Here is a 24,062-nt window from a genome sequence, read left to right as displayed (position 1 = left end):
AGCTTCACGTAAATGAAACGTGAGAGGCAGTCTTCTTAAGAGACTGCCTCTTTTTTATCCTCCAGAACACGTGGACAATTTCTAATAGAAAGACCTTCTCAACTCTTGACCACGAGAGGAAGATTAGGTACAATACCCAAGTCATCGGGACGTAGCGCAGCCTGGCTAGCGCACCTGCATGGGGTGCAGGTGGTCGGAGGTTCGAATCCTCTCGTCCCGACCATGAATATACAAGGGGCGCTAAATCTAGTAGGCGTCCCTTTTTTGTGTCTTTTAACCATTCTCTAGTTTTTTCTCTCCAAGGGCTAAAAAGCCCCCAGCAGGGGGTCAAAAACAAGCGGATTTTCAATGTCAAAGCCTTACATTCAAGGGGGTTGATGACATGGGATATGCCACTGTGGGTAACATTAAGTCATTTCCGCCTAAAACTTGGCGGAATGCATACAATGTCCGTTTAAAGATCTTACGCTTTTTTTTCATACTGTGTCTCATAAGGCGGGGGAAAGTCCCATTTCGCTGAAGCTCAACATTACGCCATATCCCCAAGGGTAACGCGATCATTTGTATCTCCGTCTTTGCTTGTTTGCGCTTACTTTTGATCGCTTGCCTTCCCATCCACCCCCAAACAAGACACAAATCTTACATTTTCTGCAAGAAGGTGCTATGATCGTTTGAACAATATTGACAATTATGTTATTTGCTCGATAGTAATACACCTCGTTGTTGGGTGGTCAACGTTGGGAGAAAAAACAAGGTGCGTTTACTATAGACTTCCTATCACAAAAAAGCGCTCAATGCGAAAACTCGGATTACGTGCACACCTGATCGTAGCGCCCCCGAATTAATGGACAGTATAAAGAGACGATATACTGGAGATCAGAGAGGTGCCGCAGAAGATGGGCAAATATTACACACCGGATTTCAAACTTGAAGCAGTAAAACGTGTGAAAGGGAGGAAACATTAATGAGAACCCGTAAAGCGTTGCCTGTTCTTATGAGTCTTCCGTGTGTTATATTAATTTTTATCATCTTCATCCTGCCGTGTTCTGGCAATGTCGCTAATTACCCGAACACAGTTTCGGCCGCAAGAGAAATAATATGGGAAACTATTATCTCTGGAGGGGGAAACTCCGCATCGGTAGCAGTGATGGACAGGGGCAATATAGTGTATTCGGAGGGATTTGGACCGGCAGACCGCTCACTTAACCGTCTCGTGGACAAAGACACTCGGTTCAATATAGGCTCAACGAGCAAAATGTTCGCTGCCGTGGCAATTCTGCTGCTGGCAGATGAGGGTAAATTAAGCCTCGAAGACCCTGTGGTAAAGCATATACCTGAATTCGTAATGAAAGATCCCCGATACCGGGACATTACAGTGCGGATGCTTTTCAATCATTCTTCAGGCCTGCCTGGCTCCACATTTGTTTTTGGGTACAAGGCTGACAAGGATCACCGGACCCTATTGCTTGAAACACTGAAGAATGCGGATCTCAAGCACACCCCAGGTGAAATGAGTATTTACTGCAATGACGGTTTCACCCTGGCCGAGATGATCGTTGAGCGGGTTTCAGGGAAGTCATTCGCCTCGTTTGTCACCGAAAGAATATTTACTCCCCTTGAGATGTGGAACTCGAGTGAAAGTGTCGGCGTTACTGGAGGAAAGATTGCCGAATTCTACGATGAAGAGGGGAATAAATATCCCCCCGAGGTAGTAACGGTGCTGGGCGCAGGCGGACTCTCCTCCACTCCGGAGGACCTCTGCCGGTTTGGGGACAGTTTTGCCCCCGGCGGAAAGAACATTCTTTCAGATTCCTCGCTAAAGGATGTTTTGAAGGGACAGCCTACCCCCTTTTCTTCTTTACTGAAGGGGGATGCCCTTTTGGACGCCTTTGGGTGGGATTATGCACTCCTTCCGGCCTATCGGGAGAATGGGTACCAGGTTCTGGGTAAAAGCGGCGGGACCTTGTTCTATTCAACCAATCTCCAGATTCTTCCACAGGAACGGATGGCGGTTGCAGTGATTTACTCCGGACAAGCTAGCGCCGCGGAAGCTACGTTCCGTATTATGGAGGCGCTCATGAAAGACAGGGGGCTCCTCGAACCGAAACCGGTTTTTCCCGTCAAACCTCAAAAGCCAGAGCCTATTCCCGATGAGTTTTTGAAACTCGAAGGATTCTATGTAAACACACAACAAGCTGTTCGCATGGTCTTTGACAATGAGAGTCATACGCTGAACGTCTACTCCCTCGCTTCTCCTTCGGAAGACGAAGAGTCGAAAGAGAATAAACAAAAGCCGATTCTTTCACTGGTTCACAACGGAGGCTTATTTCATGATTTTGCAACTGGTTACCGATATTACTTTCTAACGAAAGAGAAGACAGTTTATCTTGTCGCGGAAAAAATCCCGCGGTACGGGGCAGATATTCCCATGTTCCAGAAGATCGATCCAGTAGAAAAAACAAAAAGTCTGTCAGTGGAAATGGACGGCAGGTTTTGGCTGATACGCAACGCTTCTCAGTATGTGCAACTTCCTGATGTTTTGCTGGTAAAATCCGAAGTATACGGCGATCTTCCCGGGTATGTGAAATTCTTTGGAGTGAACAGGGCGGAAACCCCCGACTTTGGGGCAATTGCCGCAACAGGCTTCCGCGATCAGTGCAATATCCAGCTCTATAAGAAAGACGAAGCTATCCGTTTGAAGGCAATCCAGTTCGTTTATTCAAGCGAGGATATCGCAGGAACGCTAGTACCGGGGGAAAATACCATAATGATCGGATCTGAAGGCGAAAACGAATGGAGGAAGGTCGAACAGGGAGGTATTATGTCCATCGAAAAGCCTGCAAATGGCAGAGTGATCGTTTTTCCCGGACGGCAGGTGGAGAAAGTTTACGACAGCATTATAGACAGCAGCGAGCTCTTCGTACCTGGGGGAAGCCTAGTGTTCCTGGCAGGAGAACCAGGAGATCTGTTTTCGATAATAGTGCGGTAAAATTTTCCGTTTTTTCCCGTTACCAATAAAAACGGCGATAATAAATTCGACAGGCAAAGTATACTTCTGAGGACCCTTTTTCAGGAGGATGCAGATGGCGTCTACTATATTTCCTACTTCTTTGTTCTAAGAATGTTTGCGCTCTCTATAATTTATGGCATAATACGAAATCGGTTGATGAATAAGGAAAATAGATGCGGAGGAAAAATGAAAGACCAAACGTTTAAACATAAATCAAGCTTAGGACAAAATTTCCTACAAGACAAAAACATTCTGGCTCAGATTGTCAAGTGGGCCTCTATTGAGGAGACAGATATTATATTGGAGGTTGGAGCTGGACAAGGCGTCTTAACCCAACAATTAGCGTTGTCCCCTTGTGCGTTTGTTTTTGCTCTGGAAATAGATAAAACACTTCATGAATATCTCGACCCACTTGAAGAACAATATAAACCTCGCCTTTCCATATTTTGGGCGGACGCCATAACATTCGATTACGAAAAAAATCTGCCGGCTATTCCTAATAAGGTTGTCGCAAATATCCCCTATCACATTACTACTCCACTTATATGGCGTCTTCTTGAGGCTTTTTCAGGCAAGGGGTTACAGTCTATGCTTTTTATGGTTCAAAAAGAAGCTGCTTTACGTTTAATTGCTCCTCCTAAAACTAAAGATAGATATCCGCTAGGTATTACCTTAGAATTGATGGGGGTACAAAAAATATTGCGAAAAGTACCGCCTCAGGTATTTTTCCCTCAACCTAATGTGGAATCTGCCGTTATAAATATAAAAGTTGAGAAAAATTTTGATTTACCCAGGCAAGAAAGTTGGAGAAATCTTCTCCGCGCCTCTTTTGCACAAAGAAGAAAGACATTGATAAATTCAGCAGCTCGAAATGGCATTGATAAAGAAAGTCTCATAGAAAGTTTCTCCACTCTTCATTTCCCACCTACTTTAAGAGCTGAGGATTTAACAGGAGAAGAATGGCTTGCTCTTTGGAAATCTCTTTATAAAAAAATAACATAAATAAATGGAGCCCTTTCTCTGTAGAAAGGGCTCCATTTTTACGAAAAAAATTTAAAAATTCCTACTCCACTTTTTCTTTAAGAGCCTTACCCGGTCTAAAAACAGGAACCTTCTTTGCAGGAATCTTAATAATCTTTTTGGGGTCCTGAGGGTTTCGTCCCTCTCTGGCAGCTCTCTCTCGCACTTCAAAGGTTCCAAAACCAACAAGTTGAACTTTATCGCCCTTGGCAAGAGAATTCTCAATAGCCTCCAATACTGCCCCCACGGCGGCACCAGCTTCCCGCTTATTCAAACCTGTTGCTTTGGCAACCGCATTAACAAGATCTGTCTTTGTCACCCTAAACTACCTCCTTTTCTTTTGATTTAATATAAAGTCTTGTTACAGACACGCTTTGCGACGATTTATTATTACCAGTAACATGGCATATGGTCAAGTCCGAATTTCATTTTATTGCCTTATACGCCAAAAAAGTCGCAGTGGGGATCCATCAAAAGTAGACATTTCTCTTATTTTGTTTTCTATATGTCTCTTAAAAGATAGAGGAACTATTTCTGGATCATTTACAAAGAAAACAAATGTTGGAGGTTCTATTTCTATTTGGGTGCAATAATAAATTTTAAGGGCCCGTCCACGCTTATTGGTAGGAAGCGATTGAAAGGCCAAAACATCTCTCATAAGGCGATTCAATTCTGTAGTACCTATGCGACGCTTACGATTCCCGTGGACAGTAACAACAGCTTCTAAAAGTTTGTGAAGACCACGTTTAGTCAATGCTGAAACAAAAAGAATAGGTGCATATGTTAAAAATGGCATCTCTTCATATATTTTTTTCTTCATTTCATCCCCAAGTTTAGGTGACACTTTAAGGGTATCCCACTTATTAACTACAAGAATAATTCCCTTCCCCTTTTCTATCACCTGGGCTGCCATTTTTTTATCTTGATCAGTAGCCGGTTCGGAAGCATCCATAATAAGCAAAGCTACATCACTACGATCTACCGCCTGAAGAGTTCTTACAAAAGAATAATATTCAAGATCGCTATCAAAACGGCTCTTTTTACGAAGCCCTGCCGTATCTATAAGACGAAAGTCTCCCTTCTCTGTCTCTATAACAGTATCTGTGGCATCTCGAGTCGTTCCCGGGATATCACTGACCAGAACACGTTCGCCTCCAGCTAGAGCGTTAATAATACTCGATTTCCCTACATTGGGCCTCCCAACAATAGAAACGCGAATTTCGTCAGGGTTCACTATTTCTTTTTCTTCCGCTGGTAAAAAAGAGGCAACCATATCGAGAAGATCATCTATATACCGTTTATGAAGAGCGCTGATCCCTATTACATGTTCAAAGCCAAAGGTATAGGCATCATAAACACGATCTTCATGCACTCCATCATCGAGCTTATTAGCCACTACAACAACAGGTTTGCCAGACTGACGAAGAATCTGCGCCACATCTTCATCCATCCACGTTGGCCCTTCCATCCCATCAATAACAAAAAGTATAACCTGGCTTTCCTGGATGGCTAAAGTCACCTGTTTACGAATTCCATCCACTAGTGGATGGTCATCACGAATAAGGAGACCACCCGTATCAACTATATAAAAATTTTTTCCTTTCCACTCTACTTCTCCATAAATTCGATCCCGAGTCACCCCGGGCATATCGTCAACAATAGCTTCTCGACGTCCAAGAATTCTATTGAAAAGCGATGATTTCCCTACATTAGGGCGACCCACAATAGCAACAATGGGCATAGTCTCGCTCCTCCTTTAAAAATATCCTAGTCAATCCAAAGAGCCACGCTAGGAAAGCCCTCTTTAGATCGAGAAATATGAAACCAAGGTTTCAGTATGTCCATCAACGCGTTAGGGTGACGGACAAAAACCCAGAGAGAAGGATCTTTATCCCCTGGGTCCATAACTTGTACTTCGTGGTTTTGCATGTATTCTAACAATGGCTTTTTCATAGCCAAAGAAGTTGTTATCTCAGCCATCATGCTATAAGGGGGGAAATCAAAATCCTTTCTTTCTTTCAATTCCCTGTGCCAAAACATATCCCATCCCCTCATAAGCCCTCGCTGCCAACCTTTACCAGGTCGGCGCGACTGAACAATAACCTTACGATCATCGGCTCCTATGCCCCTCCAACAAGATTCCCATATAAGCCGAAAAGCATCAAAACGGGACCGGTACGTTACTTTTCGTGATTCGCTATCTGCATCAATCCAGCCTATTAAACCTACCATTACTTCATCACTTAAAGAAAGAGCAAGCCTTGAACCGACAACGATACCACCTTTTTTTAATTTTAAAAGCGTTTCGCGAAGAGCCTTTTTGCTTACATTCTTATCTGAATGCCATTCTAACACGGGGATATGGGCGCCAACTAGGGCTTTAGCAATAGGCGTTATGGTCTCAAGCCCAGGACGCCGACCTATAAGCAGCAGGCTTCCACAACGAGGACATCGCTCGGGCACTGCCGCAGAATACCCACACAAGGGACACACAAGACGAGAGGCTTTCTCTTCAGCACGAAGAAGGACTCCACAGTGATGACATGTCAGTGTTCCTCCGCACTCCTCACAGGAAATTTCCCCTGCATATCCTTTGCGGTCAAGGATCCAAAGGGCCGTATGTCCCTCTGAAACACAGTTTAACGTTCCCTTCACCAAAGATTCACTTAGAGGTATCGAATGAGAAATACCCGGAATTTCCGCTTGCCCGGAACATTTCATATCAACAAAAGTAAGTCTGGATTTTGGCGAGTAGCTATTCCTCCCCAGCTTTTTGTAAAGATACACTTTAGATGAGGGCAAACGACCTCCAAGAAATATAGAGCATTGAGCGATACGAGCTCTCTGCATAGCCACAGCACGACTATGAAGATGAGGGTAAGCTTGCATGCGATAAACAGGGCTGCTCTCTTCATCCACTAGAATAGTATTTAACTGGGGTAAGGGAGCAAAAACAGCGCCAGGACCCCCAACCACTGTATTAACTTCACCGCTACGAACCAACTGCCATGCTTCCCACTGTTTTTTCCCTCCACTAGAGGGCCAAAAAACGACGTTCGAGAATCCCTCAGCCTCCATACGAGCACAAAAAAGCTCGGCTACTCTTCCTTCAGGGAAAAGGAGAAGGGCTGGACCGGGGTTTTCCTTGAGGTGAGATATATATTTTTTATAACGCCCCTCATCTTCCGGAAAATAACAATACTCTTCTGCATAACGTTTTACAGGTCTTATGCCCCCCCCATTCGCGAGAATCTTACTGTCTATACAATCACCTTTAAGGAGAAAAGATGGAGACATTACTTTAAGAGCAGTTCCTCTCCCACAAAAAAAATAAGCCCCAATCCACTCACTTAGAAGCCAAAGATCTTGGGGGAAAGGAGAAACCGAATCTATCACTGAATGGAGAGGACGAATACGATACGTCTTAGAAGAATTCTTTTGTTCCGAAGCAACGCCTAACGAAAAACCGATACGTTTTGAGGGTCCCATGGGAACAGAAACACGGACTCCTTCTGGAAGCACATTCTCACTGCTATAAGTAAGGCTGTTCCACCATGGACCAGGAACTGATACCTCCACTAAGGTCAATGGCTCAGTCTCCCCTGCCGAAGATCCGCCACTATGTTCCAGATATGCCATGCCACTTCTTCTTTCGAGCCTTCAAAATCCGTAATGTCGCCCTCTCTAGTAATGATTTTTACTCGATTGGTATCCGCGGCAAAACCGGCATCTGTAGCGGTAATATCATTAGCTATGATGAGGTCCAAATTCTTTCTTTCCATTTTTCCTCTGGCATGTTCTACTAAATGACCACTCTCTGCCGCAAAGCCCACAAGAATCTGATGTGGCCCTTTACGCTTCCCCACCTCTGCAGCAATATCGGGATTTTGAACTAACTCCAAACTGAGAGTATCCTTCCCCTCCCTTTTTATCTTTTCTTCAGAGGTATGAGCTGTTCTGTAATCGCTTACAGCAGCTGCTTTAACGATTACATCCATATTCTCCATCTCTTCTATTACAGCATTACGCATTTCAAGAGCAGTCGTCACTGATCGAAAAGATATTCCGTGAGGGTGTGGAAGGGAAACAGGACCAGAAACAAGTTGTACATGTGCTCCTCTATACCAAGCTGTCCGAGCAAGAGCAAACCCCATTTTCCCACTGCTCGGATTACTGATGAAGCGAACAGGATCCAAAAACTCCCATGTCGGACCAGCTGTGATGAGAGTAGAAACTCCATCGTAATCACGGAGGGGAGAAAGGGCACGCCATGCTTCTTCAACTATAACCGATGTGTCAGGCAGCCGCCCCTGCCCCTCATAACCACAGGCTAACGTTCCTGATTCCGGATCTATAACTTTGTAGCCTAATTCTGCCGCTCGTTTTACATTATTTTTCGTAGCCGGATGTTCTAACATGTGCACATTCATGGCGGGAAAAAGAAGAATTGGAGCTTTTGAGGCCAAAACGAGAGCATCAAGAAGCATTTCACCCTTACCCTCTATAAGACGTGCCAAGGTTTCGGCTGTACAGGGGGCGACAATAACGACTTCAGCCCAATCAGCAAGATGGATATGGGGGATCTTCCAACCATTTTCATCTGAAAGGAAATCCCTTTGTCTCCATACTCGTCTTCCTGCCAAGGTTGAAAGCACCATAGGGCTTACAAAAGCTTCTGCGCTTTCTGTCAAAACAACTTCTACCTCACAGCCAGCTTTTACTAAGGCTCGAAGAATCTCTGGCGCTTTATATGCAGCTATACCTCCTGTAACTCCTAATACTATCCGTCGCTTATCCTTCCATTTGAGCATTGGAACCACCTGAAAGAAACCCCTCAGAGCGCGATTCAGGGAGATGAATTTTGATGTTAGCTTTTTCAAAATCTCGAATTGCATGAGAAAGATACTGCTCAGAGTTTTCTTCAAGTACACGGCTCTTCTGTTCGCTTACTCGGCGAGCCCAATTTGCTACAAGGACTGTTAAGAGGTACTTGTTACTTACTCCAACTTTTTTCTCTAAGTCATCTATGTCATAAAATTTCATAGAGGAACCTCCTTTTAACGATTAATTCTGTAATTTAAAATTATTTCTCGAATTTCCATAACTGCCCGCTCTACTTCATCATTTACAACTACATAATCGTACTTCTCAGACATCTTCATCTCTTCTACTGCGTTATGCAACCGTAATTCTACTGCCGAATCCTCTTCCGTCCCTCTCTTTTTAAGTCGACGCTCCAGTTCCGCTATAGATGGGGGCATAATAAAGATAAGGACACACTCAGGACATGCGGACCGAACCTGAAGAGCTCCCTGCACATCTATTTCAAGGACGACATCTCTTCCTTGGGACAGCTCTTTATCCACATCTGATTTCAGAGTTCCATAACGATGATCATGGACATGAGCCCATTCAAGAAAAAGACCTTGATCCACTAGACTTTTGAAATATCCCTCGCTTATGAACCGATAATCCGCCCCATCCACCTCACCTGGCCGAGGATCTCGTGTTGTGCATGAAATGGAAAAAATAAGGTCCGGCATTGATTCAAACAACCTCTTGCGGACTGTCCCCTTTCCTGCTCCACTTGGCCCTGACAGGACGAAGAGCCTTCCTCGCTTATTCTGTTGCCTCATCGTCTGGCTCTTCTTCAAAACGGTTAACGATCGTCTCCGGCTGTATAGCGGAGAGGACCACGTGGTTGCTATCCGTTACGAGAATAGCCCGAGTTTTTCGGCCTTGAGTAGCATCTATAAGGCGCCCTTCATCTTTGGCCTCTTCTTTTAGACGTTTTATAGGAGCTGAACTCGGATGAATAATCGCAACGATCCTTTCAGCGACAATCATGTTTCCGAACCCAATATGAACTAATCGATAGGACATGGCCATCACTCCACATTCTGTACTTGCTCTCGAATCCTTTCAAGAGCTGTTTTTGCTTCTACTACTAGCCAACGAATATCCGAATCCGTTACTTTAGAGCCTATAGTGTTAATTTCTCTATTCATCTCCTGGATAAGAAAATCCATCTTCCGTCCCTCAGATTCTGAAGATTTCAGTATAGATTGAAATTTTTTTATATGGCTCTCTGCTCGAGTAAGCTCTTCAGATATATCCCACTTATCCGCCATAAGAGCAATTTCTTGAGCTATGCGACCTTCATCCAAATCTGGGCCGTTTTCTTCTAAGATTTTTTTGATACGCTCTCGAGTTTCTACCATAGCCTCATCTCGCGCATTTATCCATCTGTTTTGAATATTATTTAGAAATCCATGAAAGGAAGAAAGGTGCGTATTTATATCCTCTTCCAGATGCGCTCCTTCTTTTTCACGCATAACTTGCAGTGATGACACAGCCTTCCTCACTATGTCTTCAAGGGCTTGCTCTACTTCTTTCTCCATATCTTGTCTGTTCGATGGAGAATCTGTAACTCCAGGAAGATGAAGCAAAGAAACAATGTTTATTGGATCAGATATGTGGAGATCTTCTTGAATCTTTTGAATTTGATAATAATAATTTTTCAAGATATCAGAATTTACGGTCACGGCCAACAGATCAGAGGGCCATGTGACATCTACAGACAAACGAACTTTCCCACGTCTGAGGGAACTTCTTACTTGATCGTTAATAGAAGGCTCACAAAAAGATAATTCTCGGGGAAGACGAATAGAAACATCCAAGTACCGATGATTAATTGAGGATATCTCTACAGAGAGCGTCCCCCACTTAAAACTTTCACTTTCTCTACTGAACCCTGTCATGCTTAAGAGCACGATGAATCCCCCTTCATTTTCTGCCTTTTTAGTTCGTATCAAACAACAAACGCTCTACCTCTTCAAGCAAAAGAGGAAGCCCCTCCCCTTTCAAAGCACTAATAGGAACCACTGGGGTGGAGCTTCGTGCCTGGATCTGAGCCAGAAGATATGGAATTATATCTGTATCCATCTTGTCTACTTTATTAAGCACTATAAGTCGAGGGATATCTCCCGACTGTATCTCAGCAAGAGTGGCCTCAACTACATCAAGAGTTTCCATTATATCTGGAGCGCTTCCATCAAGAACAAGAAGAATCAACGCCGAGGCAGATATTTCCTCAAGAGTTGTCCTGAACGCTGCCACTAAGTCTGGAGGGAGCTCTCGAATAAAACCAACTGTATCTGAAAAAAGTATTTGATGGCCTTGAGGGAGCCACACTTTGCGAACATACGTGTCCAGTGTAGAAAAAAGCTGATCCGCTACAAAAAGGTCCCGACTCGAACTTAGCTGCCGCAAAAGGGTAGATTTACCACTATTTGTGTACCCAGCCAGCGCTACAGTAGGGAACCCAGCCTTTTGCCTCCGATCCCGTTGGAACGTTCGTCTTTTACGCACACGTTCCAATCTCTCATTAATACCTCGAACACGCCTTTCGAGCTTCCGTCGATGCCGTTCAAACTCTGTTTCTCCAGGCCCTCGAGTTCCAATCCCCCCGCCCAGTCGGGACATTTGACGGCCCAACCCCTTCAAATGTGGAATTTCATATTCACAAAGAGCAAGTTCCACCTGTAAACGAGCTTCTGTAGTACGAGCTCTTTTCTCAAAAATTTTCATGATAACAAAAGGCCGGTCCCAAACATCCAGCCCTAGAATTTTCTGAACATTAAAACGTTGTCCTGGAGTCAGCCGCTCATTACACACAAAGAGATCGGCCTGTACTTCTTTGCAAAATAAAGCCGCAGCCTCAATCTTCCCCTTCCCCAGCATATAAGCTGGATCCGGTTTCTCTTTTTTTTGAACAATCTCTCCTACAACAATTACCCCAAGGTTCTTAAGAAGCATAGCAAGTTCATCAAGTAAAGTTCGATAATCAAAAGGGGCTCCAGGAGAATCGAGAGCTGCCACAACAGCTCGCTTGTAACTTTGATTCTTCTGAGTATCAATTAGTTTCTTCAAGTTTTTTCAGCGCCTCTTCAACATCCTCTAATAACTTGAGTCGGCCCTCTTTGGAAGAGAGTCCTATTGTCCTCTCCGCTGGAACTATAGCTGGCCCAAACGTTACTTTAATTCGAGTAGGTCGAACGAAACGGGCGCCAGGAGGCATGGATTGAAAACTCCCCTGGATATATGCTGGTATGATAGGAGCACCGCTCTTCATAGCTATCAAGGCGACACCACCCTCTAAGGGTTGAAGCCCCCCATCTCGGGAACGAGCCCCCTCTGGGAAAAGAAGAACATTTTCCCCTTGTTCTAAGAGCTCTAAAAAAGCCTTTAATGCCGCACCGGCACTTTGACTATTCTGTTTTACAACTGGAATGGCTCCTAATATCCGAATAAGTAGGCTTAAACCTGGGATTGTAAAAAGCTCGGATTTAGCCAAATACCTCAGCCGCCTCGGGAAAACAGCCCCGATAATCACAGGGTCTAGATTACTGCAATGGTTCGCCGCCACTATTACTGGCGAAGTAGATATAAGAGATTTTTTCCAGATAACAGTAAGTCTATTATATATTTTTAACACTAAGAAGCAAAACAGTTTTGCCAGCTTGTAGAATAAATGGTTCATAAAGCCACCTGTTGAGTATGTTCTTTCACGATATGAATGATTTTAGCAACAACATCTTCAATAGTCATATAAGACGTATCGATAACCACAGCGTCTGGAGCTTTGCGAAGGGGAGCCGTTGCACGATTCGTATCAAATTCATCACGACATCGAATCTGGCGAAGAACTTCTTCGAAGGTAACTGTCTCTCCTCGTTCGACAAGTTGCTGATAGCGTCGCTCTGCCCGAACTACGTCACTTGCCGTTAAAAATATCTTTACAGCAGCATCGGGAAAAACAACTGTTCCCATATCCCTGCCATCAGCTACGAGTCCTGTCTCTTCGGCTTGTTCTCGTTGCGTGGCAAGTAAACAGTCCCTCACTGCGGGAAGTGCCGCATACCCCGATACTATGCTATCTACCCATGGTGACCGAATATGTTCTGTCACGTCGGCACCATTAATATAGACACAGCCATCTCCTAAAGAAACCTTAATTTTAGAAAGCACGATGGCTAATTCTGCACCTTCCGTTGGCTCAAACCCCATAGTATTCAAGTAAAAAGCAAGAGCCCTGTAAATAGCGCCCGTATCAAGATAATCCAGCCCAAGATCCTCCGCTACCCGTCTGGCTACAGTGCTTTTGCCAGCCCCCGCTGGCCCATCAATGGCAACAACCAGATTTTTCATTCTCATCGATTACAAATCTCCCATCTCTTCCAGCTCTTGCGTTGCAACCGTCACAAAATCAACTATCTCTGAAAGTAATGCTTCGTAATCAGAAATACCAAGCCGATCAAAAACATCCGGATAGAGAGGATACTGAAGGCCTTCTGCTCCAATACCAACCCCTAACATAAGGCATAAAGAATTGGCAAGATGTACAGTATCTATAAGGGGTTGATGTTGCTTGACTTCATCAGGAAGGCGATCCGGCGTATGATGGCAGGCTGCAACGTACTGATATTGTTCAGGCAATCCCCACTTCTCTACCAAGAGCGAACCTACAAGAGCGTGGTCAAAACCTAACACCTGAATTTCAGCGTCAAGAAACGATATTTTTTCTTCGTCTATAAGTTTCATGATAAGGCTATATCCAAAGCGAACGTAATCGTTTAAAACCACCTTTCCTATATCATGAAGTAAACCGCCGACATACGCTTCTTCTGGTGTGGTTTTTCCTGCCCTTTGGGCCAAATATCGAGACGCATAAGCTACAGTAAGGGAGTGCCGCCACAATTCCCCCCGATTAAGAGCATAACCGTTAAGACTTTTATCCATAAAAGAGTATACTGAAGCAGCAAGTACAATATTACTTATATTTTTATACCCTAGAAGAGAAATAGCTTCCGCAACACTGCTTATCCTTCGAGACATACCGTAAGCTGCTGAGTTCGCTAAACGCAAAGTACGCACTACAAGCCCTTCATCACGAGCCAGACTTGTCGCTACATCTTTGGCGTTGCTTTCAGGGTCATTCAATAATCTGAGGGTCTCTATAACAAACTGAGGGAATGATTTTATTTCTTTAACACGATTGACTATTCGCGATTTGATCAATTCCCTGGACCGATCGTCCATATAGGTCATAATTCCACCCTCCGTATCTATGTGAAAGAGCTTAAACAAAACCACCTTGTTGTATCTTTTTTAATAATACATCTTGCGACAGCTTAACTATGTGCCCTGTTTTAAGGTTTCTTAGTTCCATTCTACCAATTCTTCGACGAATAAGCACCCTTACCCTGAATCCGAGTTTTTCGGCCATTAATCGGATCTCTCGTTTCAATCCTTCCCCGATCTGGATAAAAAGCCACATCCCCAACGGTTCTCGTTTTAAAACTTTCACGAGAAGCGGGCGAACAAAACCACCCTCAATGGTGACCCCTTTTCTCCAAGATACAAGATCTCTTTCAGAAACCTTCTTATTCAAAAAAATCTCATAACTTTTAGGTATATTCGACGAAGGGTGCATTAGGAAATGAGCAAAATCCCCATCATTTGACAATACTAAAAGCCCTTCACTCTCTTTGTCGAGACGCCCTACAGGAAAGATCCTCACCTCTTCATATTCTTTCGGCAACAATTCTATAACAGTTCTATCGAAGGGGTCTTCTACCGCACAAACAACCCCTCGTGGCTTATTCATAACAATATATACTTTTTTCTCTGGCACAACTTGAGTACCATCTACACAAACAACGTCATTCTCATTGACGATTATGGAAAACTCACAAACAATTTCACCATTAATAGACACTCGCCCTGAACGAATAAGATTCTCGGCCTTGCGGCGAGATGTCAGCCCACACGCTGCAAGATAACGATTTAACCGCATTATTATTCATTCCCCTTCATCCTTTTGCGGGGCAAATTCTTCCACTTCTTCTAGCGTAGGAAGTTCTGATATAGCCGATAGGCCAAAATGCTCTAGAAAAGCGTCTGTCGTCCTGTACAAGAGAGGAGAGCCCGTTCCTTTTCGTCTCCCGGCAATACGAATAACCCCACAAGAAAGAAGAGTTTCTAGTACTCTTTCACAGCGCACTCCCCGAATCTCTTCTATCTCCGCTCGCGTTACAGGCTGATTGTAAGCGACAATCGCCAAACACTCCACTGCTGCACGGCTCAAACGAACCTTCTGATGAGAAACTATCTCTCGAAAATCAGAAACTATACCGGCCAGATCTGGAGCTGTACATATCTCCCAGCCTTCCGCCACTCTGCACAGAACGAGGCCATGACCATCAGAATAATGAAATGAAAGCTCCTGTAACGCGCCCTCTACTTCTCCTCGTTCTCTACGTGTAAAGCAAGCCAGTTCTTCAGAAGAGACAGGGGTCGTCGCTACAAATAAAAGAGCTTCAATTTGTTTGGCAAGAGATGACAACATCTCCAAACAGCTCCTTTTGAAACAGGTCGATTTTCCCTGTCCTAGACATTTCCAGAAGAGCCAACAACGTTACTACCACCACTGACACGGAAGAAGTTTTTTCCAAAACCACTGAAAGAGAGAGGCTCGCATGATCCCTCAAATACGTAGAAAGTTCCTCTATTTTTTTATCTATCTGTACCTCTTCCGGCACAGCCGAAGGGATCCCCTGCCAACCTTCAACGATTCTTCCCCGTAAAGCAGCCTGCAATGACTCCTCTTTTTGATGAGAAGCGAGCATTTCCCACCACAAACGACACAAGCTATAGAGATCACCTACATCATATACTGGAGCTTCTTCAAGCAACATTCTCCTAAAAAAACGATCCCTATACTCTTTTCTTTCCATAAGCCAAAAAGATACTCGTCTGTAAGGGCGATATCGAGATAGCTGTTGCAAAAGCTCTTCCTCTGATAGAGGCTCTTCTTCCGATTCACTGCACGACAAAGAGTCATCCTGCTCCTGTTCCGGAAGGAGAGCCAAAACTTTCTCTAACACAAGCCCTGCAGCAAGGGAAAGAAACTCCGCAATAACGTACAAAGAAGTCTTTTGTGAGCGAGCCAAGTAACTACCATAGATCCGCACTAAATCTGAAACTCGAATCTGGGTCGCTTGAAATTGACGGCTCTCCACCAAGTAGCATAACAAATCTAAGGGCCCTGAAAACCCCTCTACTTCTACCTGGAGAGGAAAGGTTCCTTTCCCTACCATATACGTTCTCTACTTTCTCGGAACAAACCCGATAGCTTCTACTATTTCATCAATAGTCTGCTGAGCAATTACCTTAGCCTTTTCAGCACCAGATAAAACAATATCTCGAAGGTTTTCTGCATGAGATTCATAGTAACGTCGACGCTCATGGATAGGAGCCATAATTTCCTTAATATGCGCCATAAGCATTTTCTTGCATTGTATGCAACCAATCCCTGCAGTTTTACATCCTTTTATAATCTCCTGACGCTGTTCCATATCGTTGTTAAACACTTTATGAATATCCCAAACGGGGCATTTTTCAGGATCGCCTGGGTCCGTACGTCTCTGTCGTGCGGGATCGGTTATCATGGTACGAATTTTCTCCCACATTTCCTCTGCAGTATCTGAAATATTAATGGCATTCCCATAAGACTTGCTCATCTTACGACCATCAACTCCAGGAACCTTTGGGGTTGGGGTCAGAAGTGTTTGTGGCTCTGGGAAAATGTTGCCATAGAAATTATTGAAACGCCGTGCCATTTCTCGGCTAAGCTCAAGATGGGCATTTTGATCTTCACCTACTGGAACCATTTCTGCTTTATAAAGCAGAATATCGGCTGCCATAAGCACTGGATAGCCTAAGAAGGCATACGTGCTTAAATCTTTATTCTGTATATTTAAAATTTGCTCTTTATAGGTCGGATTTCTCTGAAGCCATCCGAGAGGTGCCACCATGGACAGGGCTAGATGAAGCTCTGCATGCTGAGGGACATGAGATTGTACAAAAATAATGCTTTTCTCTGGATCAAGGCCCGCCGCAAGCCAGTCTAGAAGGGCTTCCTTACTGTTATCCCTTATTTTGCTACTATCTGCATAATCTGACATAAGAGCATGCCAATCTACAATGCTATAAAGACATTCATATTCATTCTGTAGCCGAACCCAATTAGTAAGAGCCCCGGCTAAATGTCCCAAATGAAGCTTTCCTGTAGGGCGCATGCCACTAAAAACTCTTTTAGCCATGTTTTCTCCACCTCATTTATTTATAAAAAATCTCTTTTACTATTCGCTTACAATCCTTAACGGCCCTTTATCCTCCAATTCAAAAACAACTATTTCAGGAGTCCTCAATAATGCTGCAAGGGAGGCCAAAGAGAAACGTTCCATTTCTCCATGATCAACTATACACAAAGATAGACCTGCTGAACAAGCATCCAATATCTGATGATATTTCATATCAGCTGTAATAAAGACCTGAGCTCCCTTGTCCATCGCCTCTTTCCAAAGATCTCCACCAGATCCTCCACAGAGAGCACCATGACACAAAGGTTTATTCTCATCTCCATATCCAACTACCCAAGAGAGATTCCACAAAGAACGAAGACTTGCCATGAGATCCCTCAAACATAGGGGGTGGATCAATTCTCCTACTGCACCAAGACCCCACGTTTTTTCTTCAGGAACTAAGGGAAGGAAACCATCTTTAAAAAGAACTCTGCCTAATTGTACATTAACTCCCTCCGGCGCTTTGTCCCAGTTTGTATGAAGACTTATAATAGCCAGATGATTTTCAAGGGCCCAAAGAATTGCTTGGCAGAGAGGTTCCTTAAGGTCTATTTTCTGAAGGGGAGAAAAGATCAGGGGATGGTGGACTACTAAAAGGTCACATCCTTTTTGGACCCCCTCCTCTACCGCTGACAGAGAGGGATCTAAGGCTACGCCTATTTTTGTTACAGACCATTGAGTGTCTCCTGCCATGAGACCTACATTGTCCCAAGACTCCGCTTTCTCTAAAGGAGCAAACGACTCGATCCTCAGAAGCACTTCCTCAACATTCATAATAGACCCCCAGCTGCATATAAAAAAATGCCGCCTCCTGCTGGGAAACGGCATTTATCTTCAATGGTGGGCCTACCTGGACTCGAACCAGGAACCTTCCGGTTATGAGCCGGTGGCTCTAGCCACTTGAGCTATAGGCCCAAAAAAGAACGCTGCCAATTATACGCCTCTTTCCCCCTTTATGACAAGCCCCTAATTCTTTATTTATAACATTATTGAGAAAAGGTGGGGGGAAATCTGTATCTAATAATCTATTCCTCTACAGAAATACAGCCGACTGGACAGCTGTCTGCCGCATCACGCACACACTCGGCACCTTCCGGCTTCATCACTTTCGCTACCCCGGCATCTTCGTCGAGAGAAAACACCTCGGGACAAATCTGAGCACATACGCCACAACCGATGCACTCATTTCGGTCTAAAGTCACATGCATGAAGACCGGTCACCTCCTCCTGAAACAGGATTTTATCTCAGGTAAGGGAGGGAGTCAAACTCTCTGCGAAAAATCACTCCCAAATACACACTTCAGGAGAAGACTTCCCCATCCCCTTAAGCCTCAATAAGGCTGTATAATTCGACACTGCCTTCTCTTCCGGTTCTGCCGCTGCAAGAAAAACACCAATGCCACAAACTTCAGCACCAAACTCTTTTGCTACGAGCAGCATTCCTGCGGCAGTACTGCCTCCCCTCATAAAATCGTCCACAACAAGAACCTGGCTTCCGCGTTTTAGTTGTTTGGTACCCATGTACATAGGCCGAACCTCTCCAGTTTTAGTGGGGAAATGCACAGCCACAGCAGATCCATCGCTAGGTCGATTGCGGAAACGACAAACGGCCAATGGAACACCTAAAGAATATGCGGTAAAGAGCCCAAGAGGGATACCTTTCACTTCTGACGTCATGACAATATCTGGTTTCGCATTCTGAAAAAGAGTAGCCATAGCAAGCCCTAAACGAGAAGCATAGTATGGATTGAAAATAATATCGCTATAGTAGATGAGACCGCCAGGTAAAATCCGATCCTCGTGAGAAAGTAAGGCTACTATTTCTTCAAAAAACTGCTTCTTCATCTCATCTGACATGGCTGGGACAAAAGAAGCTCCTCCAGTCCGCCCCCGGTCAACTTGAATTCCACCAAGCCCCTCCTGAGTTAAAGCTGCGTCAATCATAACTACGTCATCACTGATAACAGTTTTTGAAACCCCAAAATCTCCAGAGAGAGCTGTGAGTGAAATTTGCCGTGATGGTGCTACCAAAAAACGGGATACTGTCCGAATAAGACGTTCCGTTCTCTGTCCTTTCAACGATCATCACTCCATAATAGAATTTGTTCAACCCAATTAAAATTTTCAAATCGGGAAAGCCGTACTTGCAATTTTACTGGATCAAAAAGAGCGAAAACACTACTTCCACTCCCTGAAAAGCCATAAGCTAACGCTTTCTGTTCCTCGCTAAACCTAAAAAAATCTTCATACTCAGGGTGCCGTTTTAATAGCCATGGAGAGAAATCATTGGGCAGGAACCCCACTCTCTTCTTTTGTGCAAGTTTCTCATATATGCCGTGAATTTCATCCAGACACTCTGAGGTATTAAGAGGGAATCCCCCCTGTTTTTCATAAAAGGAATCTAGCCCTGCATATGCTTCCGCCGTAGCCACTCTCCATTTAGGTATGGCTGTAACAACCAGAAAAGAAGGCAACGCCGGCCAAAGTGTACATTGATCTCCTATCCCCTGAACAAGAGCAAGAGAAGAAGCGCTTAGAAGGAACGGAACATCTGCTCCTATCTGAGAGGCCAAACCTGTAGATATTTTTATACCATAATACTTCTCGACCCAAGAAAGAAATGCCGCCGCATTCCCACTTCCTCCCCCTAAGCCAGTTCCTGGAGGAAGGTTTTTTTTCACTTCAATTTTGAAAGGGGATAGACACATTTTTTCTCTTCGCAAGACACGAAGAGCCTTTTCTAAAATATTTTCCCCTTCTATCTGCATATTTCGAGTCGTTACAATATCCTTAACATTATCTTCTTCCAGAGTTGAAATTGTCAATAACTCAGCCGATGGAAGACGTAAAAACAGAGAGACCAACGAATGATACCCACTCGGCAGAACCCCTGTTATTCGAAGGGTCAGATTTATTTTCGCGTCTGATTGCACGGAATATGTTACCAAAGCCCTACCCTCCTCTATGTATATTGCCTCGACATACATACGAAATGCCCTGGCGTTTCGTACGCCAGGGCATTCAAAGCTGCATTACAAGGCTATTTATTATGGTTTCCGGACAATGGCACGAGCTCTACTTCTTTTGTCAAAAGCTCTGCATAACTAAAGGAGACTTTGCTATCCTGCGACTCCACATATAAAGTAAAGAGATTCGGATAAGTCTCAAGGACAATCCCTTGTTTTTCCTCTACTTTGCGACGTCCTTTGGATGTCCGGTATTTCACACGTAGACCCTTGTACAATGCTACTTTCTCCCGAATTGAGGCAAGGTTTCCAGCCATCCAGGGTCACCCCTAATATTAAGTTTTATGAATTATAACACAAAATCGCATAAAACACAAACTATGAGGCTAGAACCTTGCTAAATTGTTACCTTATCATTGACTTTTTTTCTCTAAGCGCTGCAAGAGTAGAATTCTTTTCTCTCCAACTCGGCGAGTAAAGCCCTTAGCATCCATATATTCCAAAAGAGGAAGTATATACTTACGACTGCTCCCCGTAATGTCACGTACCGTGCCTATCGTCATGTTATCTTTTATTTCCTTAAGGATATGAAGAAGCTTGTTCTCTACCCGCTGTGACAGTACATATTTCCCTCCCACAAGAGATGCCTCTCCTCGCTCCCGTATATCCTTGAGAAAACGAGAAAAATCTTTCTCCTTCATACCTAGCCCTTCCTGAACTTCTTCTATCATTGGGAGCTGAAACTCTTTTTCGTCACAAAAGGCATTGAAACGATCCAGATCCTTAAAAAAAGCAGAATCATCTTGAGGTGCGAAATCTGGAAGCCTTACTACATTCTTGTTTGCTATCACTAACACGCCATCAGCTTGCAAGTGATCAAGAAAGGTACGAGCCAATCTGCGCTCTACAGTTTTCAAAGGCCCGGTCAACAAGTCATCTATAATGGCTCCTTCCTGATGAGGACGCTCTTTATGGAAGGAGTGCAAGAATGATACTGTCCTCTCTAATAGATCACTGTACTCGCTCCACGAGACATAATAATCGGCCCCAGCTGAAAGAATAACTATTTTTTTTCTTTTTTCCAAACTTTGGGCCAGTTTATCCAAATCTTCCGGTAATTCCTGAAGGGCAAGCACTCCATCACTTTTTTTAAGGATTCCGTGTGAATGAACTTGAATTTCCAATCTTTTCTCAGAATCCTCAGCTTCCAAGAAATGGTTAAGGCCATCCATATAATCTTCCTTGGCGCCTTTCCCTTTCGGCTTGTGCCCATAGGGAGACAGTATTTTGCCTCCACCAATAGTGACAAGGGGACTGTAAAACCTGATAACAAATCGTTGATCTATGGAAGCTACAATATCTTCTTCCATTACGAGCTGCGCTACCGTTTTTTCTCCAGGCAAAAGTTTTGTCTTGTCAAAAAGAGATACCCTGGCAAGCACATCTGCTGTACCTACATGAAGCCTTACCCGCTGCCAATGGGAGAGAGGTTCCGGCGATGACGATAAAAGAGAAAGCTCCACATCACAACATCGAGTGGGGCGGAATATTTCTTTGGCGCAAACAATATCCCCTCTGCTCAACTCTTCAAGAGATACACCCGACAGGCTAATGGCCACTCGTTGTCCGGCCCAGGCCACATCTACGGAGCTCCCATGAACCTGCACACTTCGAACTCGAACGTCTCGGTTCAATGGCAAAATAGACACATCCATCCCCGGAGAAATCTGACCTCGGTAGGCCGTTCCCGTTACAACGGTTCCAAAACCAGAGATAGGGAAAGATCTGTCGATAGGCATAAAGAAAGGGCCTTGGCGAGTTCTGACTTTCACTCTATCCACAAGAGCACTCAACTCTTCCATAAGCTTAGGGATATTCTTTCCCGTCACGGAAGAAACTGGTACTATAGCCTTTCCTTCCAAGAACGTCCCTCGTACAAAGTCTGCCACATCCTCTATAGCAAGATCTAATAGCTCTTCATCTACTAAATCCGCTTTAGAGATGGCAATAAGACCATCTGAGACACCAAGCAAGTTAAGAATGGCAAGATGCTCTCTCGTCTGCGGCATAACGCCTTCATCTGCAGCAACAACAAGCATAACAGCATCTACACCAGAAGCTCCTGCCACCATCTGTCGAATAAATTTTTCATGACCTGGTACATCCACCAAACTTACAATACGCCCATCTGAAAGTTTAAGGGGAGCAAAACCCAGCTCAATTGTAATACCTCGTTTTTTCTCATCATTGAGCCGATCACAATCCACCCCTGTAAGAGCTTTAACAAGGGTAGTTTTTCCATGGTCAATGTGTCCTGCCGTGCCCAAAACTAAAGAAATTTCGCGGTTATTCACAAATTCCCACCTCCCCAATAGAAGAGAGAGATTCCACGATCCGACTCTCATCGCCCTCCATTAATGTACGGCAATGAAGTATCAAACAATCCTCTGACGCTCCTGCCACCACTGGCATGGCTGCATTACGCAAAAGGGCTTGGAGGCTTCCAGCACTACCTAATGCAGGGATCTGCAACGCCACCCCATAGCCTTTTATGATTGTGGTTGGGAAAGCTCCGCCACCTACTGCATCTTGGGTTTCCACCACCGTCGCAATTATATGCGGGAATCTTCTTTTCAGCATGCCCCTAAGACGCCGAGCTCTCTTTTTTAAAGTTTCCAACTCCAACGTAAGCATCTTTAATGTGGGAACCTCTTGCCACCGATCCTGAAGGTACATTCTGAGAATAACTTCAAAGGCTGCCAATGTCATTTTATCTACGCGCAATGCTCGTAGAAGGGGGTACGTTCGCAATGTATCCACAAGCTCTTTTTTCCCTACAATAGCTCCGATTTGAGGGCCACCTAACATCTTATCGCCGGAAAAAGTTACAAGGTCTACTCCCGCCTTAATACAATCTCGAACAGTAGGCTCTCCCACCAACCCCCAAGGAGAGAGATCCACAAGAACACCACTCCCCAAATCTTCCATGAAAATGAGGCCATTTTCTTTTGCAAAACAGCTCAATTCTTCTCTATCGACTATGGCGGTAAAACCCTCTATCTTAAAATTGGATGGGTGAACTTTCAGAACCATGGCGGTATTATCAGAAAGGCCTCGATGGTAGTCACGAAGGTGCGTCCTATTTGTCGCTCCTACCTCTACAAGACGGGCTCCTGAGAAAGCCATAATATCCGGTATTCTGAAAGAGCCCCCTATTTCTACCAACTCCCCCCGAGAGACAATCACTTCTTTTTCCCGAGCCAGCGCAGCAAGACATAAAAGAACGGCACCTGCGTTATTGTTAACGACAATGGCAGCCTCAGCCCCTGTTACTTGGCAAAGCAGCCACTCTACGTGAGCATTCCGCTGTCCTCGTTTCCCCTCTAGCAAGTTAAACTCAAGTGTATTGTACCGAGCTGCAACGTGACTTACAGCCTCTACCGCTTCCTGGGGAAGACAGGAACGGCCCAGATTAGTATGAACAACCACCCCAGTAGCATTCACTACAGCTTGCAGGCCTGGCGTGGTTCGTCTCTGTAAAATGGCCTCAGCTTTCGTGTTCACTCCTTCTAGAGAAGCGTCTACTGGCACGTCTTCTAACACTGCTTTTCGGACTTCTGAAAGAATCTGTGAGAAAACACCTTTTACCATTTCCCTGCCAAGCTGTCTTTCGTATAAGAAAACCCAGGGTTGGTTTAACAACCCGTCCATAGCGGGAAGTTTTTTTAAGATTTCATTTTTCTTTGCGTCCATATGCACTCCCTGCCTTCCTGTGCCTCATCCCTTCCCATAGCACCTTCCTATGAAAATGTGCCCGGCGTCACCGTCTCAATCAAATCCAACATTTCGAGCTCCTCA

25 protein-coding genes and 2 tRNA genes are annotated in these 24,062 nt (G+C 44.4%); 3 read left to right on the top strand and 24 right to left on the bottom strand.

Translation table 11 applies throughout. The features are described from left to right. Positions 1-145: 145 nt before the first annotated feature. The 3 genes from K360_RS0105245 (at position 146) to rsmA (ending at position 4,012) form a co-directional block, all read left to right on the top strand. Positions 146-223, top strand: a tRNA-Pro gene (locus tag K360_RS0105245). Between the two features lie 741 nt (positions 224-964). Next, complete coding sequence (locus K360_RS0105235; protein WP_024822132.1) at positions 965-2,989, top strand: serine hydrolase domain-containing protein; 2,025 nt, start codon at positions 965-967, stop codon at positions 2,987-2,989. Positions 2,990-3,196: 207 nt separating this feature from the next. Next, the gene (gene rsmA, locus K360_RS0105230; protein WP_024822131.1) at positions 3,197-4,012 is read left to right on the top strand and encodes a 16S rRNA (adenine(1518)-N(6)/adenine(1519)-N(6))-dimethyltransferase RsmA; all 816 of its coding nucleotides are present in this window, start codon (positions 3,197-3,199) and stop codon (positions 4,010-4,012) included. 61 nt (positions 4,013-4,073) lie between these two features. On the opposite strand, the gene K360_RS0105225 is transcribed toward rsmA, so the two are convergent. From K360_RS0105225 to selA, 24 genes are all read right to left on the bottom strand, one after another. Further along, complete coding sequence (locus K360_RS0105225) at positions 4,074-4,349, bottom strand: HU family DNA-binding protein (RefSeq protein ID WP_024822130.1); 276 nt, start codon at positions 4,347-4,349, stop codon at positions 4,074-4,076. Between the two features lie 111 nt (positions 4,350-4,460). Beyond that, positions 4,461-5,771, bottom strand: a complete 1,311-nt coding sequence (der, locus tag K360_RS0105220) for a ribosome biogenesis GTPase Der (protein ID WP_024822129.1) — start codon at positions 5,769-5,771, stop codon at positions 4,461-4,463. A gap of 26 nt (positions 5,772-5,797) precedes the next feature. Beyond that, complete coding sequence (locus K360_RS0105215) at positions 5,798-7,669, bottom strand: primosomal protein N' family DNA-binding protein (protein ID WP_156923349.1); 1,872 nt, start codon at positions 7,667-7,669, stop codon at positions 5,798-5,800. Then, complete coding sequence (coaBC, locus tag K360_RS0105210) at positions 7,615-8,841, bottom strand: bifunctional phosphopantothenoylcysteine decarboxylase/phosphopantothenate--cysteine ligase CoaBC (protein ID WP_024822127.1); 1,227 nt, start codon at positions 8,839-8,841, stop codon at positions 7,615-7,617. Before coaBC ends, K360_RS0105215 begins: the two co-directional genes overlap by 55 nt. Next, on the bottom strand, positions 8,822-9,073 hold the full coding sequence (locus K360_RS0105205; RefSeq protein WP_024822126.1) for a DNA-directed RNA polymerase subunit omega: 252 nt from the start codon (positions 9,071-9,073) through the stop codon (positions 8,822-8,824). The genes coaBC and K360_RS0105205 overlap by 20 nt, the downstream gene beginning before the upstream one ends. A 14-nt stretch (positions 9,074-9,087) precedes the next feature. Then, complete coding sequence (gene gmk, locus K360_RS0105200) at positions 9,088-9,666, bottom strand: guanylate kinase (protein ID WP_024822125.1); 579 nt, start codon at positions 9,664-9,666, stop codon at positions 9,088-9,090. Continuing rightward, positions 9,650-9,913 (bottom strand): DUF370 domain-containing protein, encoded by a 264-nt coding sequence (locus K360_RS0105195; protein WP_024822124.1) that lies wholly within the window; start codon positions 9,911-9,913, stop codon positions 9,650-9,652. Before K360_RS0105195 ends, gmk begins: the two co-directional genes overlap by 17 nt. A 5-nt stretch (positions 9,914-9,918) precedes the next feature. Continuing rightward, a complete protein-coding gene (locus tag K360_RS0105190) occupies positions 9,919-10,803 on the bottom strand; it encodes a YicC/YloC family endoribonuclease (RefSeq protein ID WP_024822123.1) in 885 nt (294 codons plus the stop codon). A gap of 28 nt (positions 10,804-10,831) precedes the next feature. Continuing rightward, positions 10,832-11,962 carry a GTPase HflX gene (hflX, locus tag K360_RS0105185; protein WP_024822122.1) on the bottom strand — a complete coding sequence of 377 codons (1,131 nt, stop codon included), beginning with the start codon at positions 11,960-11,962 and terminating at the stop codon, positions 10,832-10,834. Then, positions 11,946-12,572 (bottom strand): lysophospholipid acyltransferase family protein, encoded by a 627-nt coding sequence (locus K360_RS0105180; RefSeq protein ID WP_024822121.1) that lies wholly within the window; start codon positions 12,570-12,572, stop codon positions 11,946-11,948. Before K360_RS0105180 ends, hflX begins: the two co-directional genes overlap by 17 nt. Next, complete coding sequence (cmk, locus tag K360_RS0105175; protein WP_024822120.1) at positions 12,569-13,246, bottom strand: (d)CMP kinase; 678 nt, start codon at positions 13,244-13,246, stop codon at positions 12,569-12,571. Before cmk ends, K360_RS0105180 begins: the two co-directional genes overlap by 4 nt. A 3-nt stretch (positions 13,247-13,249) precedes the next feature. Then, on the bottom strand, positions 13,250-14,140 hold the full coding sequence (locus K360_RS0105170) for an HDOD domain-containing protein (RefSeq protein WP_024822119.1): 891 nt from the start codon (positions 14,138-14,140) through the stop codon (positions 13,250-13,252). 31 nt (positions 14,141-14,171) lie between these two features. Next, the gene (locus K360_RS0105165; protein WP_024822118.1) at positions 14,172-14,888 is read right to left on the bottom strand and encodes a pseudouridine synthase; all 717 of its coding nucleotides are present in this window, start codon (positions 14,886-14,888) and stop codon (positions 14,172-14,174) included. 6 nt (positions 14,889-14,894) lie between these two features. Then, positions 14,895-15,440: an SMC-Scp complex subunit ScpB gene (scpB, locus tag K360_RS0105160; protein ID WP_024822117.1), complete on the bottom strand. Its 546-nt coding sequence runs from the start codon at positions 15,438-15,440 to the stop codon at positions 14,895-14,897. Beyond that, positions 15,412-16,191 (bottom strand): segregation and condensation protein A, encoded by a 780-nt coding sequence (locus K360_RS10995; RefSeq protein ID WP_024822116.1) that lies wholly within the window; start codon positions 16,189-16,191, stop codon positions 15,412-15,414. The genes scpB and K360_RS10995 overlap by 29 nt, the downstream gene beginning before the upstream one ends. A 9-nt stretch (positions 16,192-16,200) precedes the next feature. Further along, positions 16,201-17,196: a tryptophan--tRNA ligase gene (trpS, locus tag K360_RS0105150; RefSeq protein WP_024822115.1), complete on the bottom strand. Its 996-nt coding sequence runs from the start codon at positions 17,194-17,196 to the stop codon at positions 16,201-16,203. Between the two features lie 39 nt (positions 17,197-17,235). Further along, complete coding sequence (locus tag K360_RS0105145) at positions 17,236-18,012, bottom strand: Nif3-like dinuclear metal center hexameric protein (protein ID WP_024822114.1); 777 nt, start codon at positions 18,010-18,012, stop codon at positions 17,236-17,238. 64 nt (positions 18,013-18,076) lie between these two features. Further along, positions 18,077-18,153 (bottom strand) — tRNA-Ile (locus K360_RS0105140). 110 nt (positions 18,154-18,263) lie between these two features. Further along, entirely contained in the window at positions 18,264-18,446 is a 183-nt protein-coding gene (locus tag K360_RS0105135; protein WP_024822113.1) for a ferredoxin, read from the bottom strand. A gap of 73 nt (positions 18,447-18,519) precedes the next feature. Beyond that, positions 18,520-19,317 (bottom strand): phosphoribosyltransferase family protein, encoded by a 798-nt coding sequence (locus K360_RS0105130; protein WP_024822112.1) that lies wholly within the window; start codon positions 19,315-19,317, stop codon positions 18,520-18,522. Next, a complete protein-coding gene (locus tag K360_RS0105125; protein ID WP_051461103.1) occupies positions 19,314-20,186 on the bottom strand; it encodes a 4-(cytidine 5'-diphospho)-2-C-methyl-D-erythritol kinase in 873 nt (290 codons plus the stop codon). Before K360_RS0105125 ends, K360_RS0105130 begins: the two co-directional genes overlap by 4 nt. 92 nt (positions 20,187-20,278) lie before the next feature. Continuing rightward, complete coding sequence (locus tag K360_RS0105120; RefSeq protein WP_024822110.1) at positions 20,279-20,521, bottom strand: Veg family protein; 243 nt, start codon at positions 20,519-20,521, stop codon at positions 20,279-20,281. Positions 20,522-20,617: 96 nt separating this feature from the next. Beyond that, entirely contained in the window at positions 20,618-22,558 is a 1,941-nt protein-coding gene (gene selB, locus K360_RS0105115) for a selenocysteine-specific translation elongation factor (protein WP_024822109.1), read from the bottom strand. Next, a complete protein-coding gene (gene selA / locus K360_RS0105110; RefSeq protein WP_024822108.1) occupies positions 22,551-23,957 on the bottom strand; it encodes an L-seryl-tRNA(Sec) selenium transferase in 1,407 nt (468 codons plus the stop codon). Before selA ends, selB begins: the two co-directional genes overlap by 8 nt. Between the last annotated feature and the right edge of the window lie 105 nt (positions 23,958-24,062).

The organism is Aminobacterium mobile DSM 12262 (assembly GCF_000526395.1).
In the GTDB taxonomy this organism is placed as follows: Bacteria; Synergistota; Synergistia; order Synergistales; family Aminobacteriaceae; genus Aminobacterium; species Aminobacterium mobile.
Note: the sequence above shows the minus strand (reverse complement) of the source record. Positions and strands in the feature narration are given on the sequence as shown.

Coding starts and splice junctions, on each gene's coding strand:
- K360_RS0105120 (WP_024822110.1), bottom strand. CDS start 20,521: ATGGCTGGAAACCTTGCCTCAATTCGGGAGAAAGTAGCATTGTACAAG.
- trpS (WP_024822115.1), bottom strand. CDS start 17,196: ATGGCTAAAAGAGTTTTTAGTGGCATGCGCCCTACAGGAAAGCTTCAT.
- K360_RS10995 (WP_024822116.1), bottom strand. CDS start 16,191: ATGGTAGGGAAAGGAACCTTTCCTCTCCAGGTAGAAGTAGAGGGGTTT.
- K360_RS0105205 (WP_024822126.1), bottom strand. CDS start 9,073: ATGAAATTTTATGACATAGATGACTTAGAGAAAAAAGTTGGAGTAAGT.
- K360_RS0105235 (WP_024822132.1), top strand. CDS start 965: ATGAGAACCCGTAAAGCGTTGCCTGTTCTTATGAGTCTTCCGTGTGTT.
- gmk (WP_024822125.1), bottom strand. CDS start 9,666: ATGAGGCAACAGAATAAGCGAGGAAGGCTCTTCGTCCTGTCAGGGCCA.
- rsmA (WP_024822131.1), top strand. CDS start 3,197: ATGAAAGACCAAACGTTTAAACATAAATCAAGCTTAGGACAAAATTTC.
- K360_RS0105135 (WP_024822113.1), bottom strand. CDS start 18,446: ATGCATGTGACTTTAGACCGAAATGAGTGCATCGGTTGTGGCGTATGT.
- K360_RS0105170 (WP_024822119.1), bottom strand. CDS start 14,140: ATGACCTATATGGACGATCGGTCCAGGGAATTGATCAAATCGCGAATA.
- K360_RS0105180 (WP_024822121.1), bottom strand. CDS start 12,572: ATGAACCATTTATTCTACAAGCTGGCAAAACTGTTTTGCTTCTTAGTG.
- der (WP_024822129.1), bottom strand. CDS start 5,771: ATGCCCATTGTTGCTATTGTGGGTCGCCCTAATGTAGGGAAATCATCG.
- scpB (WP_024822117.1), bottom strand. CDS start 15,440: ATGTTGTCATCTCTTGCCAAACAAATTGAAGCTCTTTTATTTGTAGCG.
- K360_RS0105195 (WP_024822124.1), bottom strand. CDS start 9,913: ATGTCCTATCGATTAGTTCATATTGGGTTCGGAAACATGATTGTCGCT.
- coaBC (WP_024822127.1), bottom strand. CDS start 8,841: ATGCTCAAATGGAAGGATAAGCGACGGATAGTATTAGGAGTTACAGGA.
- K360_RS0105215 (WP_156923349.1), bottom strand. CDS start 7,669: ATGGCATATCTGGAACATAGTGGCGGATCTTCGGCAGGGGAGACTGAG.
- K360_RS0105145 (WP_024822114.1), bottom strand. CDS start 18,012: ATGAATGTTGAGGAAGTGCTTCTGAGGATCGAGTCGTTTGCTCCTTTA.
- cmk (WP_024822120.1), bottom strand. CDS start 13,246: ATGAGAATGAAAAATCTGGTTGTTGCCATTGATGGGCCAGCGGGGGCT.
- selA (WP_024822108.1), bottom strand. CDS start 23,957: ATGGACGCAAAGAAAAATGAAATCTTAAAAAAACTTCCCGCTATGGAC.
- K360_RS0105165 (WP_024822118.1), bottom strand. CDS start 14,888: ATGCGGTTAAATCGTTATCTTGCAGCGTGTGGGCTGACATCTCGCCGC.